Here is an 11,376-nt window from a genome sequence, read left to right on the forward strand (position 1 = left end):
ACCGCTCGGACGCGCCCACCGACCCCCGCGCATGTGATCTGGCACACAGCAAGTCGGCCGCCTTAGGTTCACGCGAAGAGCCCTGACCGTGCACCCCGAGAGGCGAAGCCGTGATCGAGAGAACCAGCGCGGCGCAGGATGCGGCGTACGAACGCATCCATGCGACCGAGGAGTTCCGCACCCTCAAGAGCAAGTACCTGAGCTTCGTCGTCCCCGTGACGATCGGCTTCATGGCGTGGTACCTGCTCTACGTCGTCTGCTCCAACTGGGCTCCCGGATTCATGGGGACCAAGCTGGTCGGCAACATCAATGTGGCCCTGGTCTTCGGCCTCCTGCAGTTCGTGACCACGTTTGCGATCGCCGTCTGGTACTCGAAGTATTCCGCCAAGAACCTCGACCCGATCGCTGACGAGCTGCGCGCCGAGTTCGACGAGGAGGTCGCCCGATGAGCGGGACGAACGTGATCCTCGCGGCGGGCGAGGAGGGCGGGCACCAGACACTGACGACGGTGCTGTTCGTCGGCGTCGTGCTGCTGACGGTCGCCATCACCTTTTGGGCGAGCCGCAACACCAAGACCGCGGCCGACTACTACGCAGGCGGCCGCTCGTTCAGCGGCTTCCAGAACGGTCTCGCGATCGGCGGCGACTACATGTCGGCGGCGTCGTTCCTCGGGATCTCGGGCGCGATCGCCCTGTCGGGCTACGACGGATTCCTCTACTCGATCGGATTCCTCGTCGCTTGGCTGGTGGCGCTGCTGCTGATCGCCGAGCTGCTGCGCAACTCCGGTCGCTTCACGATGGCCGACCAGCTGGCGTACCGGATGCGGCAGACGCCCGTCCGTACGGCGGCCTCGGTCTCGACCGTCGTGGTCTCGATCTTCTACCTGCTGGCCCAGATGGTCGGCGCCGGCGCGCTCGTGTCGCTGCTGCTCGGCGTCGAGGGCGACACGCTGAAGAACCTCACGATCGTCGGCGTCGGCATCCTGATGATCTTCTACGTCGTCGTTGGCGGCATGAAGGGCACGACCTGGGTGCAGATCGTCAAGGCCGTCCTCCTCATGGTCGGCACGCTGCTGATCAGCGTGCTCGTCCTCGCGAAGTTCAACTTCAACCTCTCCGAGCTGCTCGGCACGGCGGCCAGCAACTCCGGTCACGGGCAGGCGTTCCTCGAGCCGGGCCTGAAGTACGGCGCTGACTTCACCAGCAAGCTCGACTTCCTGTCGCTCGGCATCGCGCTCGTCCTCGGCACCGCCGGACTGCCGCACATCCTCATCCGCTTCTACACGGTCCCGACGGCGCGGCAGGCCCGCGTCTCGGTGAACTGGGCGATCGGCCTGATCGGCACGTTCTACCTGATGACGCTGATCCTCGGCTTTGGCGCAGCGGCGCTGCTGTCGGACAGCCAGTACGCGAAGGTCGCCGAGTCCGGAGGCAATCTCGCCTCACCCTTGCTCGCCGAAGCTGTCGGCGGTGGCGAAGGGTCGACGGGCGGCGCGATCTTGCTGGCGTTGATCGCGGCGGTGGCGTTCGCGACGATCCTTGCGGTCGTGGCGGGGCTGACCCTCGCGTCGGCGTCGTCGGTGGCCCACGACCTCTATGCCAACGTGATCAAGAAGGGCAAGGTCTCCGGGCAGGACGAGGTGAAGGTGGCGCGGATCGCGGCGTTCGTGATCGGTGGCGTCGCCATCGCGCTGGCGATCCCGGGACAGTCGCTCAATGTCGCCTTCCTGGTCGCCCTCGCCTTCGCGGTCGCGGCGTCGGCGAACCTCCCGGCGTTGATCTACAACCTGTTCTGGAAGAGCTTCAACACGCGCGGTGCGACGTGGAGCATCTACGGCGGCCTGATCTCCGCGGTCGGTCTCGTGTTCTTCTCGCCCGTCGTGTCGGGCAAGGTCAACCCGGAGACCGGAGAGAGCCTGTCGTTGTTCGGCACGGGCGTGGACTTCAGCTGGTTCCCGCTGGAGAACCCCGGCATCGTGTCGATCCCGATCGGCTTCTTCCTCGGCTGGCTGGGCACGGTCACCTCGAAGTCCAAGGCCGATCCGGTGAAGTACCGCGAGCTCGAGGTCCGGTCGATGACCGGAGCCGGCGCCGAGTGAGCGGCTGAGCGGCCACCAAGGCATACAGCTCCCCCGTTCCCGTGCGGCAGGCGCGCGAGAACGGGGAGTTGTACGTCCGCGCGGCCGCGTCGGTGAGGATGGTGGGTGTGATCGGGGTTCTCGAGGGGTTCGGCGTCATCACGGTGGTGATCGCCGTCGGGTTCGTCCTCGCCCACCTCGGCGTCGTCACGCTCGACTACCAGTGGATGCTGTCGAGGCTGGTCTTCTTCGTCGGCAGCCCGGCACTGCTCTTCTCGGTGCTCTCCGAGGTCGACGTGGCGGGTGCGCTGTCGCAGGCACTCGTGGCGAACGCCGTCAGTGTGGTCGTCGTCGCGGCGATCGCGCTCGCCCTCGCGCGCTGGCGGTGGCGGCGCGGGTGGGGCGATGCGACGTTGTCGGCGTTGACGGCGGGCTACGTGAACGCCGGGAACCTCGGCCTGCCGATCGCGATTTACGTCCTCGGCGACGCGTCGGCGGTCGCCGGCGCGCTGCTGCTCCAGCTGTTGGTGATCGCGCCGCTGGCGTTCGTCGTGCTCGACCAGTCCGGCTCGGGGGAACGGCCGACGGTGCTCTCCGTGCTGTCACGCCCGTTTCGCAACCCCGTCACCGTCGGCGCCCTGATCGGCGTGGTCGTCGCGGTTTCGGGGGTGTCGGTGCCGCGATGGGTGGCCGATCCGATCGACCTGCTGGCCGGCCTCGCGATCCCCGGCATGCTGATCGCGTTCGGCATCTCGCTGCGGCTCGGCCCGAAGCCGGGGGCGAGCGGTGCGGGTGGTCAGGTCGCGGTGCTGAGCATGCTCAAGCTGGTCATCCAGCCGCTCGTCGCCTACGTCGTGGCGCACTTGCTTCTCGGGCTCGACGGCAGTGCGCTGCTCGCGGTCGTCGTGGTCGCCGGACTGCCGACGGCGCAGAACGTGTTCGTGACCGCGGTGCGGTACGACCGCGCGGTGCCCGTCGTGCGCGACGTCGTCTTCGCGACCACGGTCCTCTCGTTCGTCACGATCCTGACGATCGCCGCCCTACTGGCGTAAGACCCGGTGGTTGAGCCTGTCGAAACCTAGTTCCGGTGGTTGAGCCTGTCGAAACCTCACCCGTTCGGCAGGACCACCGCACGCCCGCGGATCTGCCCGGCGTGCAGCCGCTCGTACGCCCGCGGCGCGTCGTCGAGCGAGTACGTCTCGATCTCGACATGGACCTGCTCGCGGTGCGCCATGTCGAAGACCTCGATCAGCTCGCTGCGCGCCCCCCAGTACGGGAAGCGGAATGTGGCGTCGTACGGGGTCACCCCGAACCCGACGGCCGCCGTCCCGCCGCCGAGCCCGACGATCTGGACGTCGCCCTCGATCGCCACCGACGCCGAGGCGATCGTGACGGTCGGCGGTGCCCCGACGAAGTCGAAGACCACCGTGGCGCCGAGCCCGCCGGTCAGAGCTCGGATCGCCGCGGGAGCGTCCGCGTTCGACAGGACTGCCTCGTGGGCCCCGACGTCCTTCGCGAGCGCGAGCTTCTCCTCGTTGACGTCGAGGGCGATCACACGAGCACCGGTGAGGGCGCGCAGGATCTGGATCGCGACGTGCCCGAGCCCGCCCGCCCCGATGACGACGGCCGTGCTGCCGGCGACGAGCTTGGGCATCGACGTCCGGATCGCGTGGTACGGCGTCAGCCCGGCGTCGGTGAGCGAGACGTTGCGGACGGGGTCGAGATCACCGAGGGGCACGAGGTGTCGCGCGTCGTCGACGATCATGTACTCCGCCATCGCCCCCGGCGCGCCCAGGCCCGGCGGCGCGATGCCGAGCTCGGCGGCGTAGGGGCAGGAGTTCTCCGCGCCGCGTGCACAGGCGTGGCACCGCCCGCAGCCCCACGGGCCGTAGACGGCGACGGACGTCCCCAGCTCGAGGTTGGCGACCCCGTCGCCGAGGGCGTCGACCGTGCCTGCTCCCTCGTGGCCGAGGGTGAGCGGGATCCCGAACGTGTACGCCTCCTCGGGCAGGCTCATCACGAACTCGTCGGAGTGGCAGACACCGGCGGCGGTGACCTTGAGGCGGATCTGGCCGGGGCCCGGCTCCGGGATGTCGATCTCCACGACACGAGGAGGCTGCCCGATCTCGAGGTACTGGAGTGCGCGCATCCGTCCACGCTAAGTCGGCACCCCCACCTCCGCCGGTCGAGCCACCTCCGCTGGTCGAGCCTGTCGAGACCCCTCCGGCACAATGGCGCGCATGACCTCACGCGCGCTGGTCCTGGGCGGTGGCGGCATCACCGGCATCGCCTGGGAGATCGGGATGCTGCACGGACTCGCCGAGGCCGGCCTCGACCTGACCTCGGCCGACCTCGTCGTCGGGACGTCGGCGGGCTCCGTCGTGGGGGCGCAGGTGACCAACGCGGCGACGACCGAAGCCCTGTACGCCCGACAGCTCGCGCCGCTCGGGACGCACGGGCCCGAGCCGATGTCCGCGATCGGCCGCGCCGTGACCGCCCAGTGGGTGTGGTCGGCGCTGCGGGCCGGGCGCGATCTCGAGGAACTCGGGCGTCGTCTCGGCGCGTACGCCGTCCGCGCTGCGGAGTCGGGTCGCCTGCCGTCGGAGGACGAGCGCATCGCAGTGATCCGTGACCGCCTCGTCTCGCAGGACTGGCCCACGCGCAATCTGCGTGTCACGGCCGTCGATGCGGCGTCGGGGCAGTTCCGTGTGTTCAGCGCGGCAGACGGGGTGCCGCTCGTGCGCGCGGTCGCCGCGAGCTGCGCAGTGCCGGGGGTGTACCCGCCGGTGTCGATCGACGGGCGGCGCTACATCGACGGCGGGACGCGCTCGTCCGCGAACGCCGACCTGGCAGTGTCGTACGACCGGGTCGTCGCACTGACGCCGCTGGCCAGCTCGTTTCCCGCCTCACGCGGTGCTGCCGCGCAGCTGCGCAAGGTGAGCGGGCGGACGACCGTCGTCGCCCCCCGTGCCGAGGCACGGCGCGCGATCGGCAAGAACGTGCTCGATCCTTCCGCGCGGGCGGCGACGGCTCGGGCCGGGTTCACCCAGGCGACGGGCATCGCTGCTCAGGTCGCGGAGGTGTGGGGCTGATGGCACGACGCCTCACCCCGCTGAGCGAGGAGCAGTGGGCGGAGCTGGCCGCGCGGCTCGACGAGGCGCGGGAGTCCGGCACCGACGCGACGCCGGCCGATCTGCGGGCCGCCACGAAGCACCTGCTGGCGCTGCTCGACCAGCGGGCGCCGGGCAACAGCGTCGAGGTACGGGTGCCTCCGTACGCCGCTGTGCAGGTGATCCCCGGGGCGCGTCACACCCGCGGCACCCCGCCGGCGGTCGTCGAGATGGACCCCGCCACATGGATCGCGCTCGCCACCGGGCGTACGACGTGGGCGGAGACGGTCGCGGCGGGGCGGGTCCACGCGTCGGGAGAGCGGAGCAACCTGACGCCGTACCTGCCGCTGGTGTGATCGAGCCCGGTCAGCGCCTGCCGGCCTGCAGCGACGCCCACAGGTTCGGCTCGGCGGTGCGCCAGCCCGGGAGCTTGACCTTCTTGCGGTAGGCCTGCACCGCCTTCTCCGTCGTGGTGTCGAACAGCCCCGTACGAGGCACCGACCGACCGAGTGCGGCGGTCAGCGAGCGCTGGAGCCGGTAGACGTACTTGCCGGTCGACCCGCGCTTGAGCACCGGCTGCGAGCCGTCGGACAGCAGGGCCACCCACGTCCGGCGGGTGACGGTCCCGGACTGCTTGATGCCGTGCGCCTTCTGGAACCGCTTGGTCGCGCGCTGCGCCTTGGCGTTGTGCACCTTGCTCTTCGTGGAGCCCTTGAAGTAGCCGCGCTGCCGCAGCAGGCACTTCACGGCCGGCGCGAGGTCGGGGCGGCGTTGGCCGGGCTTGACGGTGCGGTACTTGCTGATCTTGTGGGTCCCGCACTGCGCCTTCGGCTTGGTGGGGTTGGAGCCCTTGCCGACGTCGAGGAAGTTGCGGTCGATGTTGATCGTGACGCCGTTGTAGCGGGCGAGGGTGTTGCCGACGTACTGGTGGATGCGCTTGTGGTTGGCCCAGTACGCGTCGTCGAGGTAGGGCTCGGCCTTGGTGTTGGGCTTGCCGTTGTACCAGCCGATCCAGAGGTGGTGCGGGTAGTTGTAGCTGCGGACGCCCGCCTCCTTGAGCGCGTTCATCGAGGCGATGGCCGCGGAGGCGCTCGAGTAGAGGCCGGACTTGTAGCCGTGCTGCTTCAGGCGTGCCGTCCAGCCGTCCTGGAAGCGGATCACCGCGTTGTCACAGGCGGCGTTGGAGATCGGATACGCCTCGATGTCGAGGTAGAGGACGCGCTTCTTGCCGATGCCGAGCGCACGCGCCGCCGCGACGCTCTCGTTGGCGGCGGCGATGCCCTGGGCGCGGGCGGTTGTCGGGTTCGTCGACATCTTCTGCTTGTTGCCGGTGTAGCAGGGCGCCTGCATCCCGACGTGGAGCGGCATCAGACGCCACCCGCGCTTCGCCTGGGTCGACACCCAGCTGCGGGTGAGCTGCGGCTGGGCGCAGGCGCGTGAGGAGCCCGAGATGTAGACGCCGACCGCCGCGAACGGCGACGAGACCCACCAGGCATCCATCTGCGCCTGGGTCGGCGCGGTGCACGCGTCGAAGCCGAAACCGGTGAAGTTGCCCGGGGCCGAGACCGCGTGGGCCGGGCTGGCGGCGAGCGCCGGAGCGAGGAGCCCGGCGGCGAGCGCGAGCGACGCGACGACTGCAGTGAGCCCACGTCTGGATGCGTGGTGGATGCGTGCGAGATGCATGGACATGGTCCCCCGTATGGTGCCGACATGAGCCCTGAAGCGGTGCAACGCCTCCATAGCATCATGCCTTCGGTCCTCTCGGATTTGAAGGACCTCGTACGCATCCCGTCCGTGGGTGCCGATCCGGCACGGGCCGGCGACGTCCGGCGCAGCGCCGACGCGGTCGCCGCGCTGCTGCGGGACGCCGGGTTCGCGGAGGTCGACGTCGTCGAGGCCGGAGGCGGTCCCGCGGTGATCGCGAACCACCCCGCTCCCGAGGGGGCCCCGACGGTCCTTCTCTATGCGCACCACGACGTCCAGCCCACCGGTGACCCCGCGGCCTGGACGTCACCGCCGTTCGAGCCGACCGAGCGTGGAGAGCGCCTGTACGGCCGGGGTGCCGCCGACGACAAGGCCGGGATCGCGGCGCACCTCGCGGCGTTTCGGGCGTACGACAGCGAGCCGCCCGTCGGCGTGACGGTCTTCGTGGAGGGCGAGGAAGAGTCGGGCTCGGCGAGCCTCGGTGCGCTGCTCGACACGTACCGCGAGCGTCTCGCCGCCGACGTCATCGTCATCGCGGACTCAAGCAACTGGGACATCGGTACGCCAGCGCTCACGACGACGCTGCGCGGTCTCGTCGACTGCGTCGTCGAGGTGGAGACGCTGAAGCACTCCGTCCACTCCGGCATGTGGGGTGGCGTCTTCCCCGATGCGCTGATGGTGCTGACGCGGCTGCTGTCCACGCTGCACGACGACTCCGGCGAGGTCGCGGTCGCCGGGCTGCACGCGACGATGGCGGCTGATGTGGAGTATCCGGCGGATCGCCTCGTCGCTGAGTCGGGCGTGCTGCCGGGGGTGGAGCAGATCGGCAAGGGCTCGGTCGTCGAGCGGCTCTGGGCCAAGCCCTCGATCGCGGTCATCGGTATCGACGCGCCGTCGATCGCGGAGTCATCAAACACGTTGGTGCCACGGGCGCGGGCGAAGGTCTCGATGCGGATCGCGCCAGGCTCGGACACCGACGCCTCCATGGACGCGCTGGTCGCCCACCTGGAGTCGCACGCGCCGTGGGGAGCGAAGGTCACGGTCACGCCCAACGACCGCGGAGACGCGTACGAGGTCGACGCGACCGGACCCGCGTACGACGCCGCGCGCGAGGCGTTCCGCGAGGCGTGGGACGGCGTTGCGCCGATCGACATGGGGGTCGGTGGGTCGATTCCGTTCATCGCGGAGTTCGCCGACCGCTATCCCGGCGCGGCGGTGCTCGTGACCGGTGTCGAGGACCCGGACACGCGGGCTCACGGCATCGACGAAGGGCTGCATCTGGGGGAGTTTGCGAGGGTTTGTCTCGCGGAGACGCTGCTGCTGAGCAAGCTCGCAGAGAGGTGAGTGCTCGGCTCAACCAGTGAGAAGATATATCTGTAACCATATATCTTCCACGAATTCGTTCTACGTTCTTCTCAACGGCTGCTGCAGAGGTGGCCGCGGAAGGAGAAGACATGAAGACGACTCCGACCCGCCGTGGTGCGGGCATGATCGCGGCCGGTGCCCTGGTCGCAGGGGCGCTCGCGGCACTCCCGGTGACCGCGGCACAGGCTGCGGAAGCGACGACCGACTACTCGTGTACCTACGGGAGCTTCGGTTCGTTCGACGCCAAGCTCGTCGTCGACGCGACCGCTCCCGCGACGGCGCTGCAGGGCCAGCCCGTCGCGATCACGGCCGATGCCTCGCTCGCGTGGGGCGAATCCTGGAGCAACTACGGGCGCAGCCTCGAGATGAAGTTCAAGGACGCGTCTGCGGACGTCCAGGTGCTCGTGAACGGCACGCCGCTCGCAAGTCCGGGAAAGCTGACCTTCAAGGACGCTGACCTCGGTGTTCCGGCCGCGGGCAACATGACGTGGCCCGCCGAGGTGAAGCTGCCGCCGATCCCCACGAGCTCTGGGGCAGACGTCGTGGTCACCCTCGGCAAGGCCGACCTCGACATGCTGGTCGACCTCAAGTTCCCGCCGACGACCGAGTGGACCGCGGCAGAGCTTCCGTGCGCCGTCGTCGGCACGGCGCCGACGATCGCCTCGGTCGACGTCCTCCCGCCGGCAGCCCTCGCGCCCGCCGCGGCGCTGAAGGCCACGGGCAAGCCCGTCGTCGGACAGCGCCTCGCCGCGAGCGGTGGCACCACCAACCCCGCCAGCAGCGTCGCGTACCAGTGGCTCGTCAACGGCAAGGCTGCCGGAGCGGGTGCCTCGTACGTCGTGAAGCCTGCTGACCTCGGCAAGACCGTGGCCGTCCGGTCGACGGCGACGAAGGTCGGCTACGTCACGCGCGTCTCGAATGTCTCCGTCGGCAAGGTCGCCGCCGGATCGTTCGCGGTCAGGGGCAAGGCCGCCGTCAAGGGCAAGGCGAAGGTCGGCAAGAAGCTGACCGCCAGGCCGGGCAAGGCCGCCGGCGCGAAGGTGCGCTACCAGTGGCTGCGCAACGGCAAGGCGATCAAGGGTGCGAAGGCCAAGAGCCTCAAGCTCAAGAAGTCCTACAAGGGCAAGAAGATCTCGGTGCAGGTCACCTACACCAAGCCCGGCTACAAGACCGTCGTCCAGAAGTCGAAGGCCGTCAAGGTCAAGAAGTAAGGGCCTGACGCAAGACCCGACAAAAAGACCCGACGTTTCACCCCCATATCAGGAGTGAAACGTCGGGTCCTTTTGTCGGGGTGTACGCCAGACCCGTTGACCGACGTGGTCCCTCTTCGATTGGCGTGGCAAACCGTGGCCGACCGGTGTCTTGGCGGTGCGAGTTGGGGGCGTGCTTCCGGCTGTCCGTCAGATCTGGCGGCCGGTCTCCGCCCAGTACGACTTGCGCAGGTCGCGTTTGAGGATCTTGCCCGAGGGGTTGCGCGGCAGGAGCTCCACGATGTCGATCGTGCGCGGGCACTTGTAGCCGGCGAGCTGCTGACGGGTGAACGCGATCAGCTCCTCCTCGGTCACCGACTCGCCCTCGCGGAACGCCACGACGGCCTTCACGCTCTCGCCCCACCGCTCGTCCGGCACGCCGATGACCGCGACCTCCGCCACGGCCGGGTGCCCGGTCAGGATGCGCTCGACCTCGGGGGAGTACACGTTCTCGCCGCCGGTCACGATCATGTCCTTGATCCGGTCCTCGACATAGACGTAGCCGTCGACGAACCGACCGACGTCGCCCGTACGGAACCAGCCGTCCGGCATGATCACCTCGGCCGTCGCCTCGGGCTTGTTGAGGAAGCCCTTCATCAGCTGCGGCGTACGGAACCAGAGCTCGCCCGCCTCGCCCTCCGGCACGTCCTCCAGCGAGAACGGGTCGACGACGCGGGTCTCGACGCCTGGGATCGGCACGCCCGCCGACATGAGCCGCTCCGGGTGCTCGTCGTCCAGGTGTGCCTCGGGGAGCAGGTGCGTGATGACGCCGCACACCTCCGTCAGGCCGTACACCTGCATGAACTGCGTGTCGGGCCACGCCTCCATCGCGCGCCGCAGCAGCGGCAGCGGCATCGGCGCGGCGCCGTACGTGAAGAACTTCAGCTTGCCGAACAGCGCGACCGCCTCCGGCCCGCCGGACAGTGCCATCTGCGCGACGGCGGGCACGAGGAAGGCGGAGTTCGCGCCCTTCATGATCGCCGTCGCCAGCGAGACCGGGTCGGGCTCGCGCGTCATGATGCTCGGGAACCCGTCGTGGAGCGCGAACTGCACGTACGAGGTGCCGCCGACGTGGAACAGCGGCATCGCGACGAGACTCTTGTCGCCGGGCTCGAGCGCCCATCCGTCGTGCGCGTTGATCGTGTGCGCGACCATCGCCCGATGGGTCAGCATCACGCCCTTGGGTCGTCCCGTCGTCCCCGAGCTGTACATCACGAGGCAGACGTCGTCGGGTGTGTGGTCGGGCGACGGCCCCGTCGGCTCGGCCGCGGCGAGCCACGCCTCGTACTCGTCGCCCTCGGCACCGTCCGGCGTGACCTGGATGATCTCCTCGACGTGCGGCAGCTTGTCGCGGATGAGCTCGATCGCGGGCGCGAGCTCGGTGCCGACGAACAGGACGCGTGCGCCGGAGTCGTTGATCGTGTAGTCGAGCTCGTCGCCCGCCAGGCGCCAGTTGACGATCGCCGTCGCCATCCCGCGAGATGCGGCGGCCAGCGTGATCTCGACGCACGCGGGGTGGTTCTTGTCGAGGAACCCGACGACGTCGCCGCGCCCGAGACCGAGGTCGCGCAGGCCTGCAGCGGCGCGACGCACCCGCTCGTCGAACTCCCCGTACGTCCACGCCCGGTCGCCGTACGCCATGCACTCAGCGTCGGGAGTGGCGTCCGCCCAGTAGGCGAGGCGGTCGTCGAGGAACGTGGGCGTCGGAGGGGCTGCGGTCATGGACGGACTCCTCGGTGCGGCGCGGGTGTGGCGTCGGGCAGTGGCAAGACTGTGACACGGCTCACAGGGCGAGGCAAGGGTGGCCCGGCGGTGGGGGTCTCGACAGGCTCGACCGGCGGAGGTCCGGCGGTCGAGCCTGTCGAGACCC

Annotated in this window: 10 protein-coding genes; 7 read left to right on the plus strand and 3 right to left on the minus strand. The window is 69.6% G+C overall.

What is annotated here, in order from left to right:
- Positions 1-110 precede the first annotated feature (110 nt).
- From ACFSDF_RS03080 to ACFSDF_RS03090, 3 genes are all read left to right on the plus strand, one after another.
- On the plus strand, positions 111-449 hold the full coding sequence (locus tag ACFSDF_RS03080) for a DUF485 domain-containing protein (RefSeq protein WP_167249228.1): 339 nt from the start codon (positions 111-113) through the stop codon (positions 447-449).
- A complete protein-coding gene (locus ACFSDF_RS03085; RefSeq protein ID WP_167001329.1) occupies positions 446-2,098 on the plus strand; it encodes a solute symporter family protein in 1,653 nt (550 codons plus the stop codon). The genes ACFSDF_RS03080 and ACFSDF_RS03085 overlap by 4 nt, the downstream gene beginning before the upstream one ends.
- 98 nt (positions 2,099-2,196) lie before the next feature.
- Positions 2,197-3,129 carry an AEC family transporter gene (locus ACFSDF_RS03090; RefSeq protein ID WP_377156123.1) on the plus strand — a complete coding sequence of 311 codons (933 nt, stop codon included), beginning with the start codon at positions 2,197-2,199 and terminating at the stop codon, positions 3,127-3,129.
- Between the two features lie 56 nt (positions 3,130-3,185).
- Here the strand turns inward: ACFSDF_RS03090 and ACFSDF_RS03095 are convergent, their stop codons facing one another.
- Positions 3,186-4,226: an NAD(P)-dependent alcohol dehydrogenase gene (locus tag ACFSDF_RS03095; protein ID WP_377156102.1), complete on the minus strand. Its 1,041-nt coding sequence runs from the start codon at positions 4,224-4,226 to the stop codon at positions 3,186-3,188.
- 91 nt (positions 4,227-4,317) lie between these two features.
- Between ACFSDF_RS03095 and ACFSDF_RS03100 the strand changes: the two genes are divergently transcribed.
- Complete coding sequence (locus ACFSDF_RS03100) at positions 4,318-5,169, plus strand: patatin-like phospholipase family protein (protein ID WP_377156104.1); 852 nt, start codon at positions 4,318-4,320, stop codon at positions 5,167-5,169.
- The gene (locus ACFSDF_RS03105) at positions 5,169-5,543 is read left to right on the plus strand and encodes a sterol carrier family protein (RefSeq protein WP_167001333.1); all 375 of its coding nucleotides are present in this window, start codon (positions 5,169-5,171) and stop codon (positions 5,541-5,543) included. The genes ACFSDF_RS03100 and ACFSDF_RS03105 overlap by 1 nt, the downstream gene beginning before the upstream one ends.
- Positions 5,544-5,553: 10 nt before the next feature.
- Here the strand turns inward: ACFSDF_RS03105 and ACFSDF_RS03110 are convergent, their stop codons facing one another.
- Positions 5,554-6,876, minus strand: a complete 1,323-nt coding sequence (locus ACFSDF_RS03110; protein ID WP_167001334.1) for a glycoside hydrolase domain-containing protein — start codon at positions 6,874-6,876, stop codon at positions 5,554-5,556.
- A 21-nt stretch (positions 6,877-6,897) separates the two neighbouring features.
- Between ACFSDF_RS03110 and ACFSDF_RS03115 the strand changes: the two genes are divergently transcribed.
- Together ACFSDF_RS03115 and ACFSDF_RS03120 are read left to right on the plus strand one after the other, a co-directional pair.
- Positions 6,898-8,235: a dipeptidase gene (locus ACFSDF_RS03115; RefSeq protein ID WP_377156107.1), complete on the plus strand. Its 1,338-nt coding sequence runs from the start codon at positions 6,898-6,900 to the stop codon at positions 8,233-8,235.
- 110 nt (positions 8,236-8,345) lie between these two features.
- Positions 8,346-9,467 carry a hypothetical protein gene (locus tag ACFSDF_RS03120; protein ID WP_377156109.1) on the plus strand — a complete coding sequence of 374 codons (1,122 nt, stop codon included), beginning with the start codon at positions 8,346-8,348 and terminating at the stop codon, positions 9,465-9,467.
- 189 nt (positions 9,468-9,656) lie between these two features.
- On the opposite strand, the gene ACFSDF_RS03125 is transcribed toward ACFSDF_RS03120, so the two are convergent.
- Complete coding sequence (locus tag ACFSDF_RS03125) at positions 9,657-11,228, minus strand: long-chain-fatty-acid--CoA ligase (RefSeq protein ID WP_377156111.1); 1,572 nt, start codon at positions 11,226-11,228, stop codon at positions 9,657-9,659.
- Between the last annotated feature and the right edge of the window lie 148 nt (positions 11,229-11,376).

It is taken from the genome of Mumia zhuanghuii, assembly GCF_042681565.1.
Classification (GTDB): Bacteria; Actinomycetota; Actinomycetes; order Propionibacteriales; family Nocardioidaceae; genus Mumia.